This window comes from Nocardia brasiliensis ATCC 700358 (assembly GCF_000250675.2).
Lineage (GTDB): Bacteria > Actinomycetota > Actinomycetes > Mycobacteriales > Mycobacteriaceae > Nocardia > Nocardia brasiliensis_B.
The window spans coordinates 3,731,813-3,756,930 of sequence record NC_018681.1 but is presented as its reverse complement, the minus strand read 5'-3'; the positions used below and the strand labels follow the sequence as shown (position 1 = coordinate 3,756,930).

Below are 25,118 nucleotides of genomic sequence, written 5' to 3'. Positions count from 1 at the left end.
GGAGGTCATCGACGCGGCAGGTGGATCAGGCTAACCTAACTCCATGGAGACTACGTGGGCGGGCACGTGGAGCATTGCCCCGGACCGGCTCGTTCTCGCCGGTCGGTTCGGCACGACCAGCGAACACCACCACCCGGCCGTGCAGATCACCCTTGCGGTACACGGGGAGCTGATCGCCACGGGCGCGGGTGAAACGGTGCGCTGCCGCGGTGTCATCGTCCCCAGCGGCGTCTCCCATGCCCTGCAATCCGGCGGCGCCGATACCCGGGTGCTGTCGATCTATCTGCATCCGGCGAGCCGGGACGCCCGCGAGATCGCCGCCCGCGTACCCAACGGCACCGGGCCGAGCGATTGGGCCGCCGCCGCGGCACCGCTGACCACGGTGGATGTCGACGGGTGTGCGGACTTGGACGCCGCCGCGGAACGGCTGCTCACCACCGTTCGCGGCGAACCGGTCGCCACCGACGGCGTGCACCCGAAACTGCGTGACGCACTGGACCTGCTGACCGTGCTGATGCCGCGCAAACTGTATCTACGCGACCTGGCGGAGGCGGTATCGATCTCGCAGCGCAGCCTCGGCCAGCTCTTCGTGAACGAGACCGGGGTGAATTTCCCCGGCGTAGTGCGTTGGGCGCGACTGCAATACGCGCTGATCGAGACGCTGGCCGGACGCAACATCACCGATGCGGCGCACAGCGCCGGCTTCTCCGACAGCGCGCACGCGACCAGGGTGTGCCGCGAGATGACCGGTGTGCCGCCGAGCGTGCTGCTGCGTGCCGTACATTCCGGGCCCGAACCGCACTAGCGCGAAAACGGCCCGGCGGCTTGCGGATTCGTACAAGCGAGCACGGCATCGGCCGTGTCACGATCGCGGTATGGTAGCGCAACTGACGCCGGAGACCACCGAGGACGAGTTCAAAGAGTTCGTGCGCGACACCAGCGACGCCGAGCTCGCGGCGTTGATGAACGATCGCGAGCTGCGCCCGCAGATCGTGGCGCGCATCTTCGAAATCTGGTGTGCCGCAGTGCTCGAACCAAGAACCAAAAAGACCGACGCGACGATCCACTGGCAGCTCGGCGACGGACCCGACCGGTGGACCATGCACGTCTACCACGGCACCTGCACCGCAACCCCGGGCCCGTCCGGCAAACGCCCCGATGTCACCTTCACCCTCGGCGACGTCGCGTTCCTGCGCCTGGTCGCCCGCGAGGTCAGCGGCGTCCAACTCCTCGCCACCGGCAAACTCCGCCTCAAGGGCAACATGCTCACCGCCATGCGCATCGACAGTTGGTTCGACTAGGCCGTGACCGGTCCGACGACACCGTGAACGGTGGCGGCGCCGCGTCCGCGACGCCGCCACCGTTCACAATCTGTTGAGCACCCGGTCGACGAAGGCGGCGGCGGCACCGAGATAGGTTTCGGGGCGCAGCAATTCGGTGATCTCGTGCTCGGACAGGTGGATGCGCACCGCGGGGTCCTCCGCCAGCACATCGCTGAGCGAACGCCCGCTGTGCTGGGCTTCGAACGCCGCGGCTTGCAAGGCCTTCTTCGCGGCCGCCTTGCCGAGCAGTGGGGCGAGGCGGATAGCGAGGCGTTCGGAGAGCACTTGGCCCCGGGTGGCGGCGAGGTTCGATTGCATCCGCGCCGCGTCGGCCGTCAGTCCCTCGGCCAGTTCCACGGCGGTGTGCGCGGACCCGCCGACCAGCAGCAGGCATTCGCGCAGCGGCTGCCACTCCGCGTGCCACGCGCCGGCCGGTCGTTCGTCCTCGGCGAGCATCGCGCCGAGCAGGACCGACGCGAATGCGGGCACCTGCACTGCCGCGGAACGGATCAGTGTGGCCAGCACCGGATTTCGCTTCTGCGGCATGGCGGAGGATTCGCCGCGTCCGGCCGCTGCGGGCTCGAGCACCTCCGCGATCTCGGTGCGAGACTGGGTGATCACGTCGACCGCGAACTTGCCGAGCGCACCGGAGGTGACGGCCAGCGCCATCGCCAGATCCGCGATCGGCGTGCGCACCGTGTGCCACGGCACTGGGGCGGCGGTCAAGGCGAGTTCCGTGGCGAACTCGGTGGTCAATCGCTCATAGATCTCCCCCGGCGCAGCAACGGCCAGGTCCGAGTCGCTGATCCGGGCGCATTCGACGTACGAAGCGTATGTTCCGGCCGCTCCGCCGAGTTGCACCGGCAGGCCCGTCGCGACCTGGTTCAGCCGATCCCGCGCATCGAGCAGTCCCTGCATCCATGCCGCGACCTTCGCACCGAAGGTGGTCGGCACGGCATGCATGCCGAGGGTCCGGCCCGCGATCGGGGTGTCGCGATGCGCTCGGGCCAGTCGGGCCAGCGCGTCGATGGTTCCGTCCAGGTCATCGATGATGGCGGCGACGGCCCGCGCGGCGATCAGCATGGTCGCGGTGTCCAGGATGTCCTGGCTGGTCGAGCCACGATGTACGTAGTCCGCCGCCGCCGGGTCGACGGCGGCGACCACACGGTGTAGTTCGGCGACGAAGGCGACCACGGGATTCGCCGCGCCGCGCGCAGCCTGCGCGAGCGCGTCCGCGTCGAAGCGATACGTCCGCACGGCGCGCGCGATCCCCTGTGCCGCCGACGCCGGGACGATGCCGAGCCGCGCTTGCGCCCGGACCAGCGCCAGCTCGACATCGACCATGGCGGCTATCCAGGCGTCGTCGCTCACCAGTCGCCGCATCGGTACGCCGGCGCGCACCGGTGCCAGTAATCCATTGTCGTGCAAGGTGGTACACGTCCTCTCAACCGAGCGATAGTGTCGTGTGCGGCCGTCGAGGCCCAGCGCGGCGCGGGCGATCCGGTCGGCGTCGGACAGGGTCACCGAGTTCACTTGCGGTCGCGGTCCGGCGGCCGTCACCCACCGCACCGATTCGGTCGGCACGCCGAGGGCATAGCGCCGCGGATGCGCGTGCCCGGCCGCCGAGCGCACGGCGTGCGACGCGGCCGCCACCTCGAGTCCGCCGGTCCGATAGCGACCGCCGTCGGGGTCGCACAGGGCGTAGCTGCGTACCTCACCGCGGGCCAATAGGTTGCGCAGCAACGGGTCTGCGGTGCTGCGCAGATCCGGATCGGGCAGCCTGGCATCGATCAGCCGGCCCGCGGTGGTCCGCGAAGAAGCCACCCGCGGCGAATCCGCGACGAATCGACGCGACCGCTCATCGATGCGCACCCGCGTACCCGGTCCGACGATCCGGACGACGTCCGCCCGGATCAAGGCTGCCAGCTCGGCAATTCGACTGGCGGGCGGCCCGATCGACAGAAACGCGTTCAGCGGCGTGTACCAGCGGTCCAGGTCGTCGCGGTACGAACCGCCCGCGATACCGCCGTGATCGACCACCAGCCGCACCTCGTTGCGGATGTCGCGCAGCACATCCAGTGCGGCCGGGACCGGCCCCGAGACGTTGCCCTGCAACGCATCACGCACATCGCGGTCCAGGTGGTCGATCAGCCAGTGCCGGAACTCGCCGGGTGAACCGAAACGACGGCCGCGGGTCGGGTCGGCTACCGCGGCCCAATCCCACCGTTGTGCCAAGCCGATCTCGAGGCCGTCGAGGAGCGCGGCGGCCGCGGGTTCGGTGGCCGCGTGCAGGTAGCGCGCACGGAAGCGGCGGAGTTCGCGCGGGCTGACCCGCTCGGCGATCAGCGCCGCGTAATAGACCGATTCCACTTCGCGGGCCACCAGCGGCCAGACGTCGTGCCGGAACGACACGTCGCCGAATCGCTGTGCCCGCTTACGCAATTCGTCGATCCGCGACAGGTCGAGCAGCACCGGCTCGTGCCTGCCCTCGACCCCCTTCTGGTTGGCGCCCCTGGCGCGGTGTGGCACACCGCGCCTGCTGCCCGCGATGATCACCGGCTCGGCACCCGAGGGCAGGTATTCGAGCGTGCCGTCCACCTGCCCGAACGAGCCGCCGCGGCCGACGGTGAACAGGGCCAGGTAGTCGAAGAAGGTCAGGCCGAGACCACGGAGGAGTACCGGTTCGCCCGCCGGGATTTCCGCGGTGTCGACATCGGCGGCGTTGGCGGGCGCCACGTACGTCAAACCGAGGCGCCGCGCCTCGCGCGCCGGCGAGCGGGCATCGCTGTCCGCGCCGATCAGCGCGAGATGCCCTTGCGTCAACACGACCACGTCCAGGTCGGCGACGCGCGCGCCGGTACTGAGTTCGACCTCTTGCAAGCCCGAGGGTTGATCGTGGACATCGAGCACGGTGGCCGTGATCTCGTTGGCGCGCACGCTGTTCGCGTGCAGGTCCCGGATGTGCTCGTAGGCCCAGCGCAGATAGTGGCCGTAGAGCGCCCTGGTCGGATAGGTGTCCGGCCCCAAGGCACGCGCCTCGGCGTACATCGGGTCCGGCAGCTCCGCGAAATTGCCCAGCTTGGTGAGAAAGCTGGCCCATTCGTACAGGCTCGGCCCCTCCTCCACCGGTCCGTCCATCTCCACCGTGTCGTCGGTGAAGATGGTGACCTGGGCCGCCACCGTGTTCATCAGCAGGTGCGGCGACTGGTCGGTGCGCCAGACCGCCCCGGTGCCGACCCTGGTCGAGTCGATGAGATACACCTGCACGCCGGCCGGATGCGTGTCGTCGCCCGCGTTCGCGCAGATGCGTTCGAAAACGCTCAGCCCGCGCGGGCCGACACCGACGATCGCGATCCGGAGCGCGGCTGCGGCCGCAGTGTCCGGCACGGCGTCATACTCCCTGTGGCCCGGTGTAGCTGTAGTGGTTCACCGGGGAGTATCGGCCGCCCCAGATGGCGCGCAGGAAGGACCCCGGGCGGATGTAGGCGACCTCGCCCTGTGCGTTGACGTAGTAGGTGCGGGTGCCGCCGTTGATCTCCTTGTAGTAGAGCTCGATATTGCGGCCGTTGCGTTGCACCGCACGGTGATACCGGTCGTGCGCGGCCTGGGTCACTTCGGCGACGTCGGCGCCGCGGCGCAGCGTCTCCTTGATGATCCGGACCGTGTGGTCGGCGGCCAGTTCGGCGGCCGAATGCCAGCCCGTGCCCGTCCACGAGTACGGCCCGACGATCATCCAGCGGTTCGGGAACCCGGGCACGCTGAGCCCCTCGTAGGCCTGCATGCCGCGGGTGGCGAACAAGGTGCCGAGATCGGCGTCGTCGCGGCCGACGATGGTGCCGGGCGGGTAGGCGCGCGGATCGATGAACACGACGAATCCCGTTGCGAGCACGATCATGTCGTAGGTGCGGTCGACGCCGGCCGTGGTGCGGATGCCCGTGCGGGTCAGCCGCTCGATCGGTTCGGTGATCAGGTTGGTGTTCGCCCGGTTGAACGTCTGCAGGAACGAGTTCGACAGCACCGGGCGCTTCACCACCAACCCGAACCGCGGGCGCAGCAGCTGCCGCACCGCCGGGTCCTGCACCGCCTTCAGCAACACGAGCGAATAGGCCGCGCGCGCACTGAGATCGAACCCGACCAGCAAGAACTTCGCCACCGGTTTCGGCAGCACCGCGGCCAGCCGCAACATCAGGTCGAAGAACGCCAATCCGATGCCGTGCAGGACACCGACGAGCCGGCGGGAACGCAGCACCCTGGCGACGCCGGAGGTCAGGTCGAAGTCCGGTTTCGGCAGGCACCACACCGGCGTGCGCTGATAGACGTCGACCACCGCCGCGTCGGGGGCGAGCGCGGGCACGATCTGCACCGCGCTCGCCCCCGTGCCGATCACCGCGACGCGCTTGCCCTCGTGCCGGTGCGCGTGCTGCCAGGACGCGGTCCGCTGCACCACGCCCGCGAACTCGTCGAGGCCCGCGATATCCGGCTCGGTCACCGGGTCGACGAACACGCCGACCGCGGTGATCAGGAACCGGGCGGTGATCGTTGCGCCGTCGGCCAGTCGCAGATTCCAGAACCGTTGTGCCGCATCCCATTTCTGGGCCACGACGTGCTTGCCGAACTGGAGGTGCGGGTAGAGCCCGTACTGCTGGGCGGCCCGCACGTGGTAGTCGCGGACCTCGGCGCCCTTCGGGAAGAACCGAGTCCAGTTGCGGTTCTTCAGGAACGAGTACTGATAGGCGAGTCCGGGCGAGTCGGCACAGATCGCCGGATAGGTGTTGCTGTGCCAGCTGCCACCGACATCGTCGGCCCGCTCCAGGATGGTGAAATCCTGGATACCGGCCTGCTTCAGTTTGATTCCGGTGACGATCCCACTCGGACCCGCCCCGACCACCGCGACCGTGAAGTCGGGAGCTGTCATGTCCACCGGCCCTTTCCGATGGCCTCGGCGGCCCCGAACAGTTGTTTGCGCAGCGCGACCCGGCGCACCTTCCAGGTCGCGGTGCGCGGGAACTCCGACCACTTGACCTGGATCGGCTCCGCGAGCTCCGGCATGTCATGGGTCGCCGCGCGCCAGGCGTTCTTGTCCAGCTCGCGGTCACCGTCGATGCTGAGCACGGGCTGCGGCGGGCCGCCGGCGATGGCGAGCACGATGACCTCGGTGGTTTCGGGCAGCCGGTCGAGCAGCACGTCCTCGAGTTCGATGGTGCTCGATTCGGGCAGGCGATCGATCTCGCGGTCGATCATGCGCACGGTGCCCCAGCGGCTCACGATGCCGAGATCGCCGAGATCCCACCATTCGCCGTCCACCTTGTGGGTGTGCCGGTCCTGCTCATTGACGTAGGCGAGGCAGCGTCCCGGCGCGGAGAGCTGGATCAGGCCGACCTGACCGCGGGGCACCGGACGCCCGGTCTCCGGGTCGACGCAGCGGACCTTGCCCCAGCGCGGCACCGCCCAGCCGAGCACCTGGGTGGGCGGCGGCCGATGCCCGACGCGGCGCACCGAATGCCGGACATAGACGCGGACCGCCACCGGCCCCGCCTCCGACTGGCTCCACGACTGCAACCACAGCGGTTGCCGACGTTTGCTGGCGTTCAAGAACTTTCGCATCGTGCGGGTGTGGATGCCGTCGTAGGAGCTGACATAGACGCGGACGTCGGCGAACGGACGGCCGGGATCGTCGATGTACTTCTCCCAGTAGAGGAATCCGTTCGGGACGGTTTCCATGAAGGTCGGCCGGTAGGCGACGAGGGCGTCGCGCACCGCGGGATCCATCGGATCCGACAGGCACAGCATGGTGGGTTGCACCGTCGCCATCGCCAGCAGGCCGGTGATCACCCGCTGGTGGCAGTAGGGCTCGCAGATCGCGAACCGGTCGGTGGCTCGCAGGCCGACCCCGGGCCAGCGCTCGGCCTCGCCCAGCGCCAGCGAGTACAGCGAATTCGCGGAATGCATCACGAGTTTCGGCGCGCCGGTGGTGCCGGAGGTGTGCGTGATGACCATCGGCTCGAACGGCTGGCGCATCGCGTTCTCCGGCACGATGCCCTCATCCAGGGCGAACCAGTCGTCGAGGTCGGGGCGATCGTCCGAGCGCCCGACACAGGCCGTGCGCACGGTCTTGGCGACCAGCTCGGGATCGATCCCCATCCGATCCACCGCGCCGGCGTCGGTGACCAGGAACGGCGTCTCCAGCCGGCCGATCAGGATATCGAGTACCTCGCGGCTGTGGTTGTCCGAGATCAGCGCAGGGATGGCGCCCAGGCGGGCGATCGCACTGGCCAGGAACGCGGTGTCGAGATGGTTGCGCTTGACCACCGCGACACGGTCCCAGGGCCGGACGCCCCACGCGTTCAGTTTCGCGGCGAGGTGATCGACGATGGTCGCGCAGTTGCCGTAGTTCAAGATCGTGCCGAATTCCGGGGCCAGATCCGGGACGCGGTCCACGGTGATCGTGTTCAGCGAGCCGCGCTGCGCGGCCGCGTGCCACACCTCGCCGATCCGGCCGGTGGCCGGGATGCGCGAGACCGGGCTGATGCGCTTCTGGAAACGCGACGGGGCATACACCCGAAGGAAATCGGGGACCGGGCGCGCGCCGTGCGCGTCGGTGGCTGTGCTCATGTTCTCTCCGTAACGATAGGTGCTGCGTTGTCGGGCAGGGGCGGTCGAGCCGGGCGGTCAGGCCGCGAAGAAGCCGTGCGTGCTCATCTCGCGGATGCTGCTGTCGAAAGCCTCGGCGATGTCGCGGACGTCGTCCTCGGAGTGCGCGGCGTTCAACAGAATCGTGTGCAGCTCAGGCAGATACACGCCGCGACCGCGCATGTAGTACGCGAGCGCGAGGCTGGCCTTGATGTCCGCGCCGGACAGGCGATCCCGGATCAGCGGGCCCTTCGCGTAGTCGAACGCGATGGAGAAGATCGAGTGCTTCGCCTTGATACCGCAAGGCACACCGAGCTCTTCGACGCTGGCCCGCATCAGCTCGTACAGCTGCTGGGTACGGTCCTCCAACCGCTGGTAGATCTCCGGTGCGCCGGACAGCTCCCGCAGCACCGCGACACCGGCCGCGGCGGTGATCGAGTTACCGCTCATCGTGCCGCCGACGAAGGCCCGCGAATCCACGTCGAGGAACGGATCCTCGCTGGTGCGTGCGACATTCACGACCTCGGTCCGGCCCACGACCGCACCGCACGGCAGGCCGCCGCCGATGATCTTGCCGAGGCAGGTCAGGTCCGGGCGGACGTCGACCAGGTGCTGCACGCCGCCGTAGCAGGCCCGGAAGCCGGTGACCACCTCGTCGAAGATCAGCACGATGCCGTGCGCCGTGCAGACCTCGCGCAGCTCGCGCAGGAACTCCGCGTCGTAGGTCACCGTGGCCGAGGGCATCGGCTCGATGATCACCGCGGCCACGTCGGCGGACTGCTCGGCCAGCACGCGCAGCGAACTGCGGTCCCCGTATTGCAGCACCATGGTGTCCTCGACCACGACCTGGTGCACGCCCGCGGAATTCGCGATGGCCGTCGGCGCGGTGCGGTCGCCGCTGTAGCGGAACCACGAGCTGACCATGCCCTGATCGGAGAAGCCGTGGTAGTGGCCCTCGAACTTCGCCACCCGCTGGCGGCCGGTATACGCCCGCCCGAGGCGCAGCGCCACCTGGACGGCTTCGGTGCCCGAATTGGCAAGCACCACTTTGGCATCCGGGCCGAACGCCTCGGCGATCAGCTCCGCCAGCTCGAGTTCCGGCCGGTTGCCGAGCGAATTCACGGCACCGCTCGCGGCGGCCTCGCTGATCGCCGCGACCGCGCACTTGGGCGCATAGCCGAGAATATGCGGACCGTAGCCGGAGGACAGGTCGATGTAGCTGTTGCCGTCGATGTCGACGATCCGTGAGCCTTCCGCCTCCGCCACGATGAGCGGGAACGCGCTCGGCAGCGCGAACCGATCGAGATGCGACGGCGCGATCAGCGGCCGCTGCTCGTCGTTCTTCACCTGCATCGACAGCGGAATCCGGCGACCGAGCCGGTTCTCGAAGTCCTCCTTCAGCTCGTCGCTCATGTAGGGCGAGAACCGGTCGGTGAACTTGCGGCCGTTGCGCCAGATATCGATCTCAGGGTCGATCCGGCAGATATAGCCCTCGCCGGTCAGGAACGCGAGCGCGAGCAGGGAGAACGACGTGGTAACGCGCGCACCGTAACTGCGCAGCAGCCGGGTGCCCTCGTCGAAGAAGCCGACGGTGGACCACTTGTAGGACTCCGTCTCGAAATGCTTGCGCAGGATGACGGCAAGCTTGGCTTCGTATTCTTCGCGGGCCGGACCGAGCCGGCCGGGCTGCGCCACGAACGCGCGGGTGAACCGGTCCGAGGCCACCGACCATTCCTTACGGACGCAGGCGTAGAAGAACGACGCCAGGTTCCATTTGTCGTCTTCGCTCAGGTAGCCGACCAACCCGAAGTCGAGCGCGATGATGCCGCCCTCGTGGGTGAACATCATGTTGCCCGGATGCGGATCGACGTGGAAGCAACCGTGGAAGAACGCCATGGTGTAGAACACGTCCTGCAGCCGGCGCGCCAGGTCCGGATGCGGGGCCTGCACCCGCTCGACCTCTTCGCCGGACACGGCGTCGACGAACTCCATGACCAGGATCTCGGCGCGGCAGTGCTCCTCGTACACGGTCGGAATCGTCAGGTACGGGTGCGTCCGGAAGTTGTGCGCGACGGCTTGCTGGCGTTGCGCCTCGCCCAGCATGTCGCACTGGCCGATCAGCGCGGGGCGCAGTTCACCGAAGTGCGCCGGACCGTCCAGTGAGCGCACCTGCGGGATGATCCGGTGACCGATCGCGAGCAGGATCCCGATCACCGTGGAGCTGGCGCGGATACGCTCGGCCACACCGGCTTTCACGATCTTCACCGCGACGGCACGGCCGTCGCGCAGGGTCGCCCGGTGCACCTGTGCGACCGATCCCACCGCGAGGGGTTCCCAGTCGAAATCCGCGAAGATCTCCTCCACGGCGACGCCGAAACCTTCGCGCACCTTCTTGCGCAGTTTCCGGCGGCTCATCGGCGGCAGACCGGAGAAGAACTCACGGAAATTGTCGGCCGCGTCCGGGGAGAACCATCCGGTCTGCGTGCCGAGGATCTGCCCCGCCTTGATGTAGAGCGGTCCCATGCGCAGCAGGTAGCGGCGCAGCATCGCGGTCTTGCGGACGTCGTCGGTGCGATTGCGCGGCACGAGCAGGTACTCGGCCGCGAGAATGCTTGTCCACCAGGCGAGTCGGACGGTTTCGGCTATCCCGACCACGAGGCCGGTGCCTGGCCGCCGTCCGGCGGCCGGCGTGTGTGTTGTCATCGGTGGTCCCCCTGTTCTGCGAAGCGTGTCGCGGGCCTGCGGTAGACCGACGCCGCGGCAACCGGGCCCGCGCCCGCGGCGAGCAGCAACAAGTCCGCGGCCGGACCGTCGGCGGTGGCCGCCGCGTACGCGACCAACGAGGCGGCGGTATGCGGATCGCGGCCGTACCCGGCCGGCGCGGCCACGACGAGCCCGAAACCCAGCTCCGCGGCGACCCGTGCGCCGAAGTCGGCCACCGGCTGCGTAGTGACCAAAGTCGTTGTGGCAGGTTCGATGTGCTCGGCATCCAGGCAGTCCTGTGCGGCCCGGACCGCGGTCTTGAAGACCTCGTCCTCGTCGAACACCGTGCCGAAGCTGAGGGTTTCCCGCCCGGTAGCGCCCATCTCCGCGAGGTCGACGTACCCGTGCGGTTCGAACTTGCCGGTGGTCGCGGCTCCGTACACCTTGCCGAAACCTACTTGCTGTGCAACATGTTTCAGCACGGCGGCGGCACCGGTCGAGGCATAGGGGAACGACCGTGCGGGGTCGGTGGACGGATGGCCGTCACCCGCGACGACCAGACAGCGGCCGCTGCCGCGCGTCCGCAAGATCGCATCACACACCTCCACCGCACCGAGAAATCCGCACGGGCCGTTCATCAAATCGAAAGACAACACCGGCTCGATATCCGACGCGTACCGCAGGCCTATTTCGGCGCGTTTCTGGATCAATGCGGCCACGGCCGGTTCCACGATATTCCGGTCGCGGTAGATACCGGTATTGATGAAGGTATGGATACCGGCATCGCCCACCTCGGCCACACAGGCACGCGCGGCCCGCACCGCGTGTTCGATGGCGCTTCCGGTATCCGCATCATTGCTCACCTGGACGGTTTCGACCACGATACCCATGGCTCACACACCTACTTCACGCAGAGATACGGAGATGGTCCCGTAGACCATTCCGGACGCGGACGGAACGATCAGCACCTTCGACCCGGGCGGTATCTCGCCTCGTTTCAGATGGTCGTGCAAGACCACGAAATGGGATGTGGACGCGGTATTGCCGTATTTTTCCAGCGACGTGAGATGTTCCGGTTGCGGACTCTCGTATTCGCGCACCATCAGACTGTTGACATATTCGAGCGCTGGCTTGCTGAACTGGTGATGGATGACGAAATCGAAGCCTTCTTGCTCGAACGACGACCCTCGGGTCGCCAGATAGTCACGCAATCGACGAATGCCTTGCAGATACCGTTCCTCGTTCTGCATGGCGCGATTGTCGGTGTACATCGCGATACCCTGGTTCCGATCGCTGGGCATGCCGATGCAAAGGTCGGCGTATTCGGCCGAGGTCATCATATCGATGAATTCGATCGAATCACCCGGGCTGCCTTCCGCGTCCAGGAGCACCGCGGCGCCCGCGTCGCCGACGGTGAGCGCGGCGAAGTGCGGGTCGTACTTCTTGGAGATCTCCCGTACCGCGGTCTCCGCGATGGGGGTGATCTGCTCTCCACTGACCACCAGGCCGCGCCGGACCAGGCCGGCCCTGATCATGCTGTCCAGGATCAGCACGCCGGTGGACATGCCCGCGCACGCATTCGTGATATCGAAGTATTTCGCGTCGTGCGCACCGATCGTGTTCCGGACGAGCAGCGCGAACGACGGTTCATAGTAGAACTTGGTCCCGGCGACAGTTCGTGTTATCGACGTCGAGATCACGATGTCCAGGTCTTCGGCCGTATATCGGGAATTGTCCAGACACTGTCGTGCGGCGGTCGAGGCCAGGACGCAGGAATCCTCGATGACTCCGTCCGCGTTCCGGTGCACTCGCCGCTCCCGAATTCCGGTGATCCGCTCCAGATCGAAGCGGAATTCCGGATCCAACCGTCCCACCAATTCCTCGGTGGTGACCACCCGTTCCGGCACGTATGTGCCGATGGATTCGATACGAGATAGGACCATTAATCATCCTCCAAGGAAAATCGACACAGCCCAGCACTACCGCACCGCACAGGGCGGCGGGCAGTGTTGATTCTCGTGTGTCAGCCGAACAACGAAGTCGGCAACAATACCCAGTGACGGCACAGCACAACGGCCATCACTCGCTGGTCAATGCTCGGAATTCCACGTCATTGGGAGAATCGTGCGATCCACATCGTTGGGCCTCACACGGACGAGCAATCGACAGAACCATCGGATAATCGCAGCAGGAACCCGATCCCGCTGGTAATCAGATCAGCAAGAATGACATCTCATTGGTTCGCATCACCACAACTAGACCCCCATTGCGTCGATACCGGCACGGACGATCCGATTATTTCGACTCGGTCTCATCTAGATCGTCTGGCAACTGAGGTTACCCGACCGAGCTAGGTCAGGCAATACTAAGAAACCGACTGCCCATGATCCCACGACCCCGGCCTCATCGAGATGCGTTACGCCGCAGGATGTTAGACACCACGCTCGATGATCTTGTGAATTGTATTGCGCACCAACACCTTTCGTAGTGCCGAAAACAGCTCCGGCACTTCCCCTCTCGATACGCCGCGCGCGGTGGGCCGCTCTGTGGCAGGAACTTGCCATTGACCCCGCCCGCGCCGGGCCGCCGGGCCCGCAGAGGCGGACATCACGACACCACACCCCGGCCCGCGCCGGTGCCGCGGAGCTCGGGCACGATGGTGCTCATGGAATTGCGCATCTTCACCGAACCGCAGCAGGGTGCGAGCTACGACACCGTGCTCACCGTTGCCAAGGCCACCGAGGATCTGGGATTCGACGCGTTCTTCCGGTCCGACCACTACCTCCCGATGGGCGCCGCCGACGGCCTGCCCGGCCCCACCGACGCGTGGATCACCCTCGCGGGACTGGCCAGGGAGACCAAGCGGATCCGGCTGGGCACCCTGGTCACCGCCGCCACCTTCCGGCTGCCCGGCCCGCTGGCCATCCAGGTCGCGCAGGTGGACCAGATGTCCGGCGGCCGGGTGGAGCTGGGTATCGGCAGCGGCTGGTTCGCCGAGGAGCACGCCGCCTACGGCATCCCCTTCCCCGCGGACAAGTTCGCCCGGTTCGAGGAGCAGCTCGCGATCATCACCGGGCTGTGGTCCACCAAGCCCGGCGACACCTTCTCCTACAGCGGCGAGCACTACCAGCTCACCGACTCCCCGGCCTTGCCGAAGCCGGTGCAGAGTCCGGTGCCGTTGCTGATCGGCGGCCTCGGCGCCAAACGCACGCCGCGCCTGGCCGCCGAGTACGCGACCGAGTTCAACATCCCGTTCGCCTCGATCGAGGACAGCGCCGCCCAGTTCGACCGGGTGCGGGCCGCCGCCGAGGCCCGCGGCCGCCGGAGCGAGGAGCTCGTCTACTCGAACGGTCTGGTCGCCTGCGTCGGCGCGAACGACGCCGAGGTGGCCCGGCGCGCCGCCGCGATCGGCCGCGAGGTGGCCGAACTGAAGACGAACGGCCTGGCCGGCTCACCCGCCGAAGTGGTCGACAAGATCGGCCGCTACGCCGAGATCGGCACCCAGCGGATCTACTTGCAGATCCTCGATCTCGACGACCTCGATCACCTCGTGCTGATCGCGGACCAGGTACAGGCCAAGCTCTGACCCGCGGACCGGCGGCACCGCTCGGCTCAGTCGAGCGGCCTGCTGGTCGGCAGGTTGACGAAGCTCGGCGCGGCCGGATCCAGCAGCAGCGACTGCGGTTTCAGTTCGGTGTTGTTCAGCAGCGGCCGGAAGGCCAGCGCCTTCGGCGAGTTTCCGGCGAAGACGTCGACGCGAAGTCGATGACCCGGTTGCAGCACCGCCTGCACCGGGATGACGGCGATGTCCAGCACGGTCGGCGCACCGGGTTCGACCGGCAGCAGCCGATCCAAGGTGATCGGGTTGTACGGGGCGGTGAAATCACCGTTGGCCGAACGGGTGCTCTTCGCCTCGTCGACCGCGCGCATCGACGCGGTCAGCTGGCCGGTGCTCAGCACGGTGGAGGTACCGTCCGGCGCAACGTCGTTCACGGTCACCGACCAGTAGCCGTCGGTCGCGTCGTGCACCGTGTTGAGATGGGCGTTGATCGGGCCGGAGATCACCGTCGGCGCCGCGACCGGCGCGCTGGTGAAGGTCAGCGCGTTCTGCTCGGCGATCCGGGAATCCTTGGCGCACATGTCCAATGCCGCGGTGAGACCCGCCGACCCCTGGGCGGCGTCGCGCGAACACACGGTGCTCAAGCCGGGCGCCACCGTCAGCGTCTTGGTCTCGTCCGGGCGCTCGGTGGCCAGCGACCCGTCGTAGACGCTCGTCGCGGTGCCGCTCGGCGCCGCGGTCAGATATACGCGGCGGTGGGTGACGCCGGTCTGCGGGAACTCCCCCAGCGTGATCCAGCCGCCGCCCTGCTCCCAGACGGTCACCGGGCCGAAGTCGCCGATCCCGTGGTCGATGTCCTTGAGCCACTTGTCGAACCACACCCGCTGCAACACCGGCAGCCGCGGCGGCGCGCCCGGGAAACCGGTCCCCGCACCCGGATTCGCGTGATAGGTGTCGCCGACGATCAACTGTTTCCGATCCGGGGACAACGGGATCGCGTTGTAGAGCTTCGTAGCGCTGTTGGCGAAGATATCGTGCCAGCCGCTGTAGACGAAGGTGGGCACGGTGATCCGCTCCGGATGACCCAGAATGCCTTGGCGCAGTTCGCTGTTCTCGTCCAGCAACTCGGCCAGGGCGGGCGGCACGGCGTCCAGCGACGGCGTGACCAGCGCCTGGACCAGCAGGTCGTAATTGGTGGACGGGTCGGCCATCCGGTCGTGGAACCACTGCCAGTCGAAGGTGCCGTCGAGCATCGAGCGCACGTCGGGCAGCACCTTCATCTGGTTCACGTTGCTCAGCCAGAGCGGCATGAAGGTGGTGCCGATGCCACCGCCCGGCGCGACGACGTCGCGCATCAGGTCACTGCCCGGCGTGACCGGGAAGATGGCTTTCAATGCGGCCGGTGCGTTTTCGGCCGCGCGGAGCTGATTGATGCCCGCGTAGGAGCCGCCGTTCATGCCGACCTTGCCGGTGGACCACGGCTGGGCGGCGGCCCACTCGATCACCTCCCGGGTGTCCAGTTGCTCGCGCGCGCCGAGCGTGTCCCACATCCCCTGGGAGAAGCCGGTGCCGCGGACATCGGCGATCACCTGCGTGTAGCCGCTGCGGATGAGGTCGCGATCGATGCCGAGCACCGTGTGCACGGTGCCGCCGTCGAGTGCGTGCAGCAGATCCTCGAAACCGCTGACCGGGGTGCCGGACAGGTCCATCCGCCGGATCAGGTCCACCGCCATCGGTTGCAGGTTCGGGATGGCCAGCGCCGAATCGACCAGATTGGACGCCAATTTGCTGTACGGCGTGAGATTCACGATCGTCGGCAAGGGCCGCTGCTCGATCTGTCCCGCGGCATCCATCGGGCGGTACACGTTGGCCTTCAACACGACGCCGTCGCTCATCCGGATGGGAACGTCCCAGTCGATGTGCACATCGGCGTAGGGCTGCGGTCCGTCATGTAGTGCGGTCCAGCGCTCGCTGCGCTGACTGTCGGAATCGCTGCTCGGGTCCGCGGCTGCGGCGCCGGATAGGGAGTCGACCGCAAATAGACCGCCAACCACGAGCACGGCTACCGCCGTTATCGCTCGAGCCACGCTGACAAACCGTTGTGCCACTTGACGCCCCGAACGCATCCGTCTCCTCGACTGAGTTCTCGCACGCTGATTGAGTTACGGTGTAGCGAGGGGACAACATAGCAATCGGTGTGCAAATTTCCGGGGAGGTACGGCCCGGTCGGTTTGTCTGGGTCTGATTTGTCCGGATGCCGGTGCGGCGTAGGCCATTACCGGCTCGCAGCCACCGAAAGCGGCACGGCACCGCGCGTAGCGGCCTATTTTGGTGGCATGACGCCGCTGCAGCGCTATATCGCAGAGGAGATCGCAGCCGATCACGCGGACGGTCTGCTGAACCGTCGTGAGGCACTGCGCCGGCTCGGGCTGCTCGGGTTCGGGGTACCGGCCGCGGCCGCACTGCTCGCCGCATGCGCCAAGCCGGACGACGAGGCCCCTCCGCAAACATCCACTGCGCCAACTACATCCACGCCCCCGGGGGCGAGTTCCGCACTGCCGACGACACCGATCACCTTCGCCGGTCCCGAGGATCGCGAACTACAGGGCGCGTGGGCCGCGGCGGCACAGCCGCGCGGTGGCGTGCTGGTCGTCCACGAGAACAAGGGCCTCACCGACCACATCCGTTCGGTCGCGGGCCGATTCGCGGGTGCCGGATATTCGGCGCTGGCCATCGACCTGCTCTCCGGCAAGGGCGGTACCGCGGCGTTCACCGATCCCGCGGCGGCGACCGCGGAACTCAGCAAGACTCCGCAGACCCAGTTCATCGCGGACCTGCGGGCGGGCCTGGCCGAACTCGGACGGCGGGTGCCGGGAAAGAAGCTGGGCAGCACCGGATTCTGCTTCGGTGGCGGGCTCGTCTGGCTGCTCTTGGCCGCGGGCCCCGCCGAACTCGCGGCCGCGACCCCGTTCTACGGGCCGTTCCCGGACAACGGTGACCTGACGGGTTCGAAAGCGGCTGTGCTGGGCGTCTACGCGGCGAAAGACGCGCGCGTCGACGCGTCCCGGCCCGCCGCCGCCGCGGCGTTGGCGCGGGCAGGCGCTCCGCACGAGATCTGGGTAGCGCCGGAGGCCGATCACGCGTTCTTCAACGACACCGGACAGCGATATGCGCCAAGCGCGGCGAACGAAGCCTGGCGACGCGTATTGGATTGGTACGGCACATATCTGGGCTGAGTCACGAAGCCGGTCTCGGCCCCCGCCGAGCAGGCCGGTTCCTGATCAAGAAGCGTCCAGCACGGCATCACCCAGCGCGACGTCCTTGCACGCCTCCAGTAACGGCTGCAGTCGGTCCATCGCGCTGCTGCGCACGGCGAGCACCGTCGGCAAGGCAAGCACACCCGGGGTGCACAGCGGCAGGAACGCCACTCTGCTGCTGCGCAACAGCCGGGCGTGCGGTGCGTACAGCACGGTCCAACCGGGTTCGCCCGCGCCGAGTACCGCCAGGGTGTCCTGGATGGAGATCTGCTCGGGACCGAGCACCGGCTCGAAACCCGCGTCGTGGCAGGCGGTGAGCACCAGGTCGTCGAGTAACGCGTTGTTGAGCCGGTTGGTCAGATACAGCGGCAGCTCGGCCAGTTCGGCCAGATCCACGCAGCGGTCGAGCGCCGAGGGATGATCGGCGGGCAGCGCGACCACCAGTTCGTCGTGCCAGACCGGGATCTGGCGCACGCCCTCCGGGGCCGCCACCTCACCGCGCAGAAACGCCGCGTCCCACTCGTATTCCGAGACCTTGCGCAGCCGCTGCCCCAGGGCGGCGGACGTCAACTCGACCTTCAGGCCCGGGGCACGCTGTTTCAGCGCGACGAGCAATCGCTCCAACCGCTCGCCCATGCCGCGGCTGGTCCCGATCCGCAATACCGAAGGCGGGGTGAGGAAATCGGCGACGCTGGACCGCGCGCGCCGCTCCGCCGCCAGCACCCGGCGGGCGGCAGGCAGGAACGCCGCCCCGGCCTCGGTGAGCCGGACACTGCGGGGGGAGCGTTCCAGCAGGACCACGCCGAGCTCCCGCTCCAGCCTGCTGAGCTGCTGGCTCACCGACGACTGCACGATCATCAGCCGCTCGGCCGCTCTGCCGAAATGTAGTTCTTCGGCCACCGCGACGAAGTATCTCAGTTGACGAAGTTCCACATGACCTCTGCGGGGTTCGGGGACAGGGCTTGGGTCAGGCTACCGCCCGGGCCGCGCGGGTCACCGATGCGGCTTGTTCCAGCGCGCCGCGCGGCACGCTGGACGACAATGGACAACTCGATGTCCACACGCGATGACAGCGGAGGTGCGCTCGTGCGCAAGGCGGCGATGAGATCGAGCAGCGGTCGCTGGATGCGCGCCGGGACGGCGGCAATACTGCTGGTCGGCGCGTTGTCTGCGTGTACGGCGTCGGACGACCCGCCGACCACGCCGACCGGCACCGCACCGGTCACCACCGCGCCCGTCACCGCCGCGAGCAACCCGGCGGGCGCCCCCGCGCTGGACGCGGCCGAGGAGATCGCCCAGGGCATCGATGTGCCGTGGGGGCTCGCGCTCATCCCCGGCGGCGGCGCCTTGGTGGCCGAGCGCGACAGCGGGCGGATTCTGCGGATCATGCCGGGACAGGCGCCCGAACAGGTGCATCAGGTGCCAGGCGTCGTCGCGCGGGGCGAGGGTGGGCTCCTGGGGGTGGCGCTGTCCCCGCAGTACCTCGAAAACCGCCATGTGTATGCCTATTTCACGGCGGAGAACGATAATCGGATCGTCCGGTTGCGGCCGGACGGGCCACCGGAGCTGATCTTCGCCGGAATTGCCAAGGCGGGCAACCACAACGGTGGACGGATCGCCTTCGGGCCGGACGGCATGCTGTATGTGGGGACCGGCGACGCGGGGCAGAGCGCGCTCTCGCAAGATCCCGCGAGTCCTAACGGGAAGATCCTCCGGCTCACCCCCGAAGGCCAACCGGCGCAGGGCAACCCGACTCCGGGCTCGCCCGTCTACAGCCTGGGCCATCGCAACGTCCAGGGACTGGCATGGGACGGTTCGGGGCGCTTGTTCGCGGCGGAATTCGGGCAGAACCGGTTCGACGAGATCAACCTGATCGAACCAGGCCGCAACTACGGTTGGCCGACCGTCGAGGGAAAGGGCGGCGCCGATCGCGGGTTCACCGAGCCCCTGCTCACCTGGTCAACCGCCGAGGCGTCGCCCTCCGGCATCGCGATCGGCGGAGACACACTGTATGTCGCGGCCCTGCGCGGCGAGCGACTGTGGGTGGTGCCGCTGCGCGACGGAGTACCCGGCGAGCCACGCGCCGAGCTGCGCAACACCTACGGCCGCCTGCGCACCGTCATCGCGGCACTGGACGGCGCACTGTGGCTCACCACCTCCAACACCGACGGACGCGGCGACGAGCGACCGAACGACGATCGCGTCGTGCGGTTCCCGGCGCGCTGAACCGCTCAGTCGCGCACCGGCGCCACCACCGCCCGGCCCAACCGCCACACCGCGAACGTCAACGGCACACCCGGTCGATAGGCCAGGTGCGTGACCGACGGCGCGTCCAGCACCTGGAGATCCGCGCGCGCACCGGCGCGCACCACGCCGACGTCGTCGCGGCGCAGCGCACGCGCGCCACCAGCGGTCGCGGCGTACACCGCTTCGGCCACCGAGAGACCCATCTGCAAGACCGCGGTCGCCACGCAGAACGCCATCGAGGTGGTGTAGGAGCTGCCGGGGTTCGCGTTGGTGGCCAGCGCGACCGTCGCGCCCGCGTCCAGCAGCGCGCGGGCGGGGGCGAGCCGCTGCCTGGTGGACAGATCGCAGGCGGGCAACACGGTGGCGACGGTGTCGGAGGCGGCGAGCGCTTCGATATCGGCGTCGGTCAGATAGGTGCAGTGATCCACGCTCGCCGCACCGTGTTTCACCGCCAATTGCACGCCGGGCCCAGGGCCGAGCTGATTGCCGTGCACGCGCAACCCGAGGCCGCGGGCACTGGCCGCCCGGAGCACCCGATCGGTCTGCGCCTCGTCGAACGCGCCGGTCTCACAGAACACGTCGGCCCACCGGACGTACGGCGCGACCGCGTCGAGCATCGCACCGCACACCAGATCGACGTAGTGGTCGGCGGTCATCCCGGACGGCACGAGGTGCGCGCCGAGGAAGGTCACTTCGTCGGCGGCCGCGGCGGCGAGCCGGGCGGAGCGCAGTTCGTCGGCGACGCTGAGCCCATAGCCCGTCTTGGTCTCGATACAGGTGGTGCCCTGCCGCCGTGCCTCGGCGATGTGCCGGGCCAGATTGGCCGAAAGTTGTTCGTCCGACGCGGCTCTCGTGGCGGCAACGGTGGTCGCGATGCCGCCCGCGCGGTAGGGGCGCCCCGCCATCCGCGCCTCGAACTCGGCGGTGCGGTCCCCGGCGAAGACGAGGTGGGTGTGGCTGTCGACCCAGCCGGGCAGCACGGCGCGACCGCCCACGTCGACCCGTTCGTCGGCAGCGGGCGCCGCGGCGGCCGAGCCGACCCAGGCGACGCGCTGGCCGTCGAGCAGCACCGCCGCGTCGCGCAGCTGGCCCTCCTCGGTATTGGTGGTGAGTTCGCCGATACCGGTGATCAGGGTCGACACAGGGCCTCGATCTCCTCTCGCAACACGGTTGCTGGGTGGTCCACGTGCAGGTGGCGGTGGTCGGCCACGACGGGCCGCCCGGCGATCAGCACCGCGCGGACATCACTCGCGGCGGCCGCGAACAGCGCGGCGGCCGGCGCGGTACCGGCGGTGCGGATCGAATCCAGGTCGACGGTGACCAGGTCGGCGGCCGCGCCGGCGGCGATCCGCCCGGCTTCGGGCCAGCCGATGGACGCGTGATCGGTGGCGGCACGGTACAACTCGGCCGGTGTGAAGCGGCCGCGGGCCCGGCTGGCCAGACGTTCGTCGAGTTCGAGCGCCCGCCACTCCTCGAACGCGTCGATGACCGCGTGACTGTCGGTGCCGAGACACAGTCCGACGCCGGCGTCGGACAGCGCGCGCGCCGGGCCGATACCGTCGCCGAGATCCCGTTCGGTGGTGGGACAGAAGCACGCCCGGCCGGCGGAGTCGGCGAGCAGGCCGATGTCCAACGCGGTGAGGTGGGTCGCGTGCACCGCGACCGTCTGCGGCCCGAGCACCCCGGTCTTCGCCAGCAGGGCCGTCGGCGTGAGGCCGTGCACGGCAAGGCAATCGCTGTTCTCGGCGGGTTGCTCGGACAGGTGGACATGCAACGGCCGGCCGGCCGCCGCCGCCGCGACGACCGGGAGCGCGGCCGACGGCACCGCCCGCACCGAATGCGCGGCGACGCCGGTGCGCACCAGCTCCGAGGGCGGCCTGAACGCGGCGGCGCGGGTGGCCCACGCGTCCACGGTGCCGTCGCTGAAGCGCAGCTGATGCTCCCCCAGCTCGACACCGAAACCGCCTGCGAGATAGCAGGTGTCGAGCAGGGTCAACCGGATGCCCGCGTCCGCGGCGGCGGCCGCGAGCGCGGCGCTCATGGCGGTGGGATCGGCGTAGGGCACGCCGCCCGGCGCGTGGTGCAGGTAGTGGAACTCGCCGACGCTGGTGTAGCCGGCCAGCACCATCTCCGCGTACACGGCGCGGGCCAGCCGGTAGTACGAGTCCGGATCCAGCCGCGCCGCAACGGCGTACATGCGCTCCCGCCAGGTCCAGAACGTGCCCTGATCGTGCTGGGTGCGGCCGCGCAGCGCACGATGGAAGGCATGCGAGTGCGCGTTGGCGAACCCCGGCACGGTCAGCCCGCGCAGCAGCTCACCGGCGGGCTCGGTACCCGGGACCACCGAATGGATCGCCGTGCCGCGCACATCGATCGTCACGCCGGCCGCCAAACCGTCCGGCAGCCAGGCATATTCGGCCCAATACACGGTCACGGCCGTACCTCCGGCGTGGTGCTTCCGAGCTGGTCGCGGCTCATCCGGCCAGTTCCTCCAGCACACGCGCCAAACCCGCTGCGCCGCCGGCCACATCGGCGGCCTCGGCATGTTCCTCGGGGGCGTGGCTGATACCGGTGGGGTTGCGGACGTACAGCATGCCGGAGGGCACGTGGGCCGCGAGAATGCCCGCATCGTGGCCGGCGCCGGTCGGCAGCGCGGGGACGCCGCCGAGCACCCGGTCCATCCGCTGCCGCAGCGGCTCGTCGAAAACCACGTCGTCCGAATAGGACTCCTCGGTGACGGTCAGCTCGCAGCCCTCGGCCGCGGCGGCCGCGAACGCCGCCTCGGTGATGTCCTCGACGAGTGCCGCGGTGCGGCCGTCGCCCGCTGCGCGCGCGTCCAGCCACAGGTCCACGGTGGAGGCGATCACGTTCGTGCCGCCCGGCGTGGGCACCAGCCTGCCCACCGTGGCGCGGGCGTCGGTCATCGCGGCCGCGGCGCGGCGGGCGGCGGCCACCACGGCGGCGGCGGGCAGCATCGGGTCGTGCCGGTCGACGAGCCTGGTCGCACCCGCGTGATTGCCCTGCCCGGAGAAGGAGAATCGGTAGCGGCCGTGCGCGATGATGGTGCTGCCGGTGGCGATCGGGCTGTCCAGTTCGATCAGGCCGCGGCCCTGCTCGACATGCAATTCCACGAAACACCCGATCTTCGACAGCAACTCGGGATCGGGCCCGAACCGTTTCGGATCGTGCCCGGCCTTCACCGCGGCCTCGGCCAGGGTAATGCCTTCCGCGTCACGGAGATTGCGGGCGCGATCGGGATCCAGGGCACCGGTGAGCAGCCGGGAACCGAGGCAGGGCACCCCGAATCGGCCGCCTTCTTCCTCGGCGAAGACCAGCACCGCGAGTGGCCGTGCGGGCGTGAAACCCTTGTCCTGCAAGATCTCCACTGCCGCGAGGGCACTGGCCACGCCGAGCGGACCGTCGAAGGCGCCGCCGCCGGGGACCGAATCGAGATGGCTGCCGGTGACCACCGCGCCGGCCTCCGGACTTCCCCACCAAGCCCAGATGTTCCCGTTGCGGTCGGTGTTCACGTCCAGTCCGATGTGCAGCGCCTGGTCGATATACCAGTCACGCAGCTCGAAATCGGCGTAGTCGTAGACATGGCGCGAATAGCCGCCGCGCCGCGCATCCCTTCCGACACCGGCGATTTCGGCCATCAGCTCGTTCACGCCCACGGCGTCGCTCCTGTCCTGCTCGGTCCCGGCCGGTGGTTCACGGCGCCTCGTGCATGGGGATGCGGACGCCGCGCTCGGCGGCGATCGTGTTCGCGCGGTCGTAGCCCGCGTCGACGTGCCGGATCACGCCCATGCCGGGGTCGTTGGTGAGCACCCGCTCGATCTTCTGCGCGGCCAGCGCGGTGCCGTCGGCGACGCACACCTGCCCGGCGTGGATCGAGCGGCCGATGCCGACGCCGCCCCCGTGATGGAGGGAGACCCAGCTCGCGCCGGACGCGGTGTTGAGCATGGCGTTCAGCAGCGGCCAGTCCGCGATCGCATCCGAGCCGTCGGCCATCGCCTCGGTCTCCCGGTACGGCGAGGCCACGCTGCCGGAGTCGAGGTGATCGCGGCCGATCACCACCGGCGCCTGCAATTCGCCGCTGGCCACCATCTCGTTGAAGCGCAGTCCCGCGAGGTGGCGCTCACCGTAGCCGAGCCAGCAGATGCGAGCCGGAAGGCCTTGGAACGCAACACGTTCGCTCGCCATCGTGATCCACCGGCGCAGGGACTCGTTCTCCGGGAACAGTTCCAGCATGGCGCGGTCGGTGGCCGCGATATCGGCCGGGTCGCCGGACAGTGCGGCCCAGCGGAACGGGCCCTTGCCCTCACAGAACAGCGGCCGGATGTAGGCGGGGACGAAGCCGGGGAAATCGAACGCCCGGTCGCAGCCGCCGAGCTGTGCCTCGCCGCGTAGCGAATTGCCGTAGTCGAACACTTCGGCGCCGCGGTCGAGGAAGCCGAGCATCGCGCCGACATGCTCGGCCATCGATTCGCGGGCCCGCTCGGTGAACTCGTCCGGCTTCTTGGCCGCGTAGTCCGCCCAGTCCTCGACCGCGATGCCGCGCGGCAGGTAGGCCAGCGGGTCGTGCGCGGAGGTCTGGTCGGTGACGATCTCGGGATCCAGACCCAGCGCCAGCAGGCGCGGCAGCACCTCGGCCGCATTGCCGATCAGGCCCACCGACAAGGCTTTTCGCTGCTTGCGGGCCTCGGTCACGCGGCGCACCGCGTCGTCCAGGTCGGTGGCGACCTCGTCGAGGTAGCGCTCCTGCACCCGCCGGTGCGCACGGGCCGGATCGCATTCGATCACCAGCGCCACACCGTCGTTCATGGTCACCGCGAGGGGTTGCGCGCCGCCCATGCCGCCCAGACCCGCGGTCACGGTGAGCGTGCCGGCGAGGCTGCCGCCGAACCGCTTGCCGGCCACCGCCGCGAAGGTTTCGTAGGTGCCCTGCAGGATGCCCTGCGTGCCGATGTAGATCCACGAGCCCGCGGTCATCTGGCCGTACATGGTCAGGCCGAGCGATTCGAGCCTGCGGAACTCGGGCCAATTCGCCCAATCGCCGACCAGATTGGAGTTCGCGATCAGCACCCGGGGCGCCCACTCGTGGGTGCGGAACACGCCGACCGGCTTGCCCGACTGCACCAGCAGCGTCTCGTCGGTCTCCAGGGTGGTCAGGCAGCGGGTGATCGCGTCGAAACTGGCCCAGTCGCGCGCCGCCTTGCCGGTGCCGCCGTACACCACCAGATCCTGCGGTCGCTCGGCCACCGCCGGGTCGAGATTGTTGTGCAGCATCCGCATGGCGGCCTCGGCCTGCCAGTTCTTGGCGGTGAGCTGCGTCCCCCGCGCGGCCGTGATTACTCGCGTCATGAAATCTGCCCCTGCCTGTGCTCGTTCAGTAAAAGA

The 25,118-nt window shown here is 68.7% G+C and carries 17 protein-coding genes; 5 read left to right on the top strand and 12 right to left on the bottom strand.

Translation table 11 applies throughout. The features are described from left to right. Positions 1–43: 43 nt before the first annotated feature. Positions 44–805: a helix-turn-helix transcriptional regulator gene (locus O3I_RS16975; RefSeq protein WP_014984174.1), complete on the top strand. Its 762-nt coding sequence runs from the start codon at positions 44–46 to the stop codon at positions 803–805. Between the two features lie 70 nt (positions 806–875). Next, positions 876–1,301: an SCP2 sterol-binding domain-containing protein gene (locus tag O3I_RS16970; RefSeq protein WP_014984173.1), complete on the top strand. Its 426-nt coding sequence runs from the start codon at positions 876–878 to the stop codon at positions 1,299–1,301. A 63-nt stretch (positions 1,302–1,364) separates the two neighbouring features. On the opposite strand, the gene O3I_RS46320 is transcribed toward O3I_RS16970, so the two are convergent. Genes O3I_RS46320 through O3I_RS16935 form a run of 6 tightly spaced genes read right to left on the bottom strand, consistent with a single transcriptional unit; the run spans position 1,365 to position 12,598 of the window. Then, complete coding sequence (locus O3I_RS46320; protein ID WP_014984172.1) at positions 1,365–4,709, bottom strand: 3-carboxy-cis,cis-muconate cycloisomerase family FAD/NAD(P)-binding protein; 3,345 nt, start codon at positions 4,707–4,709, stop codon at positions 1,365–1,367. A 4-nt stretch (positions 4,710–4,713) separates the two neighbouring features. Next, entirely contained in the window at positions 4,714–6,237 is a 1,524-nt protein-coding gene (locus tag O3I_RS16955) for a flavin-containing monooxygenase (RefSeq protein ID WP_041562662.1), read from the bottom strand. Beyond that, positions 6,234–7,934 (bottom strand): AMP-binding protein, encoded by a 1,701-nt coding sequence (locus O3I_RS16950; RefSeq protein ID WP_014984170.1) that lies wholly within the window; start codon positions 7,932–7,934, stop codon positions 6,234–6,236. The genes O3I_RS16955 and O3I_RS16950 overlap by 4 nt, the downstream gene beginning before the upstream one ends. A 57-nt stretch (positions 7,935–7,991) precedes the next feature. Further along, positions 7,992–10,655 carry an aminotransferase class III-fold pyridoxal phosphate-dependent enzyme gene (locus tag O3I_RS16945; RefSeq protein WP_014984169.1) on the bottom strand — a complete coding sequence of 888 codons (2,664 nt, stop codon included), beginning with the start codon at positions 10,653–10,655 and terminating at the stop codon, positions 7,992–7,994. Continuing rightward, on the bottom strand, positions 10,652–11,545 hold the full coding sequence (locus O3I_RS16940) for a hypothetical protein (RefSeq protein ID WP_014984168.1): 894 nt from the start codon (positions 11,543–11,545) through the stop codon (positions 10,652–10,654). Before O3I_RS16940 ends, O3I_RS16945 begins: the two co-directional genes overlap by 4 nt. 3 nt (positions 11,546–11,548) lie before the next feature. Continuing rightward, positions 11,549–12,598, bottom strand: a complete 1,050-nt coding sequence (locus O3I_RS16935) for a 3-oxoacyl-ACP synthase III family protein (RefSeq protein ID WP_014984167.1) — start codon at positions 12,596–12,598, stop codon at positions 11,549–11,551. A 722-nt stretch (positions 12,599–13,320) separates the two neighbouring features. Here O3I_RS16935 and O3I_RS16930 point away from each other — a divergent pair. Then, positions 13,321–14,241 (top strand): LLM class F420-dependent oxidoreductase, encoded by a 921-nt coding sequence (locus tag O3I_RS16930; RefSeq protein ID WP_014984166.1) that lies wholly within the window; start codon positions 13,321–13,323, stop codon positions 14,239–14,241. Positions 14,242–14,267: 26 nt separating this feature from the next. Here O3I_RS16930 and O3I_RS16925 read toward each other — a convergent pair whose 3' ends face one another. Continuing rightward, complete coding sequence (locus O3I_RS16925; protein WP_051066640.1) at positions 14,268–16,340, bottom strand: CocE/NonD family hydrolase; 2,073 nt, start codon at positions 16,338–16,340, stop codon at positions 14,268–14,270. 210 nt (positions 16,341–16,550) lie between these two features. Between O3I_RS16925 and O3I_RS16920 the strand changes: the two genes are divergently transcribed. Next, a complete protein-coding gene (locus O3I_RS16920) occupies positions 16,551–17,450 on the top strand; it encodes a dienelactone hydrolase family protein (protein ID WP_014984164.1) in 900 nt (299 codons plus the stop codon). 45 nt (positions 17,451–17,495) lie between these two features. Here the strand turns inward: O3I_RS16920 and O3I_RS16915 are convergent, their stop codons facing one another. After that, the gene (locus O3I_RS16915; protein ID WP_014984163.1) at positions 17,496–18,404 is read right to left on the bottom strand and encodes a LysR family transcriptional regulator; all 909 of its coding nucleotides are present in this window, start codon (positions 18,402–18,404) and stop codon (positions 17,496–17,498) included. A 168-nt stretch (positions 18,405–18,572) separates the two neighbouring features. Here O3I_RS16915 and O3I_RS16910 point away from each other — a divergent pair, with 168 nt between their 5' ends. After that, a complete protein-coding gene (locus tag O3I_RS16910; protein WP_041563913.1) occupies positions 18,573–19,697 on the top strand; it encodes a PQQ-dependent sugar dehydrogenase in 1,125 nt (374 codons plus the stop codon). A gap of 5 nt (positions 19,698–19,702) precedes the next feature. Here the strand turns inward: O3I_RS16910 and hutI are convergent, their stop codons facing one another. From hutI to hutU, 4 genes are read right to left on the bottom strand one after another with little or no spacing between them, the layout of a single operon-like run. Next, positions 19,703–20,860 carry an imidazolonepropionase gene (hutI, locus tag O3I_RS16905; protein WP_014984161.1) on the bottom strand — a complete coding sequence of 386 codons (1,158 nt, stop codon included), beginning with the start codon at positions 20,858–20,860 and terminating at the stop codon, positions 19,703–19,705. Then, the gene (locus tag O3I_RS16900; RefSeq protein ID WP_014984160.1) at positions 20,848–22,152 is read right to left on the bottom strand and encodes a formimidoylglutamate deiminase; all 1,305 of its coding nucleotides are present in this window, start codon (positions 22,150–22,152) and stop codon (positions 20,848–20,850) included. Before O3I_RS16900 ends, hutI begins: the two co-directional genes overlap by 13 nt. Before the next feature lie 40 nt (positions 22,153–22,192). Continuing rightward, on the bottom strand, positions 22,193–23,392 hold the full coding sequence (locus O3I_RS16895; RefSeq protein WP_014984159.1) for an allantoate amidohydrolase: 1,200 nt from the start codon (positions 23,390–23,392) through the stop codon (positions 22,193–22,195). Between the two features lie 37 nt (positions 23,393–23,429). After that, on the bottom strand, positions 23,430–25,082 hold the full coding sequence (hutU, locus tag O3I_RS16890; protein WP_014984158.1) for a urocanate hydratase: 1,653 nt from the start codon (positions 25,080–25,082) through the stop codon (positions 23,430–23,432). Between the last annotated feature and the right edge of the window lie 36 nt (positions 25,083–25,118).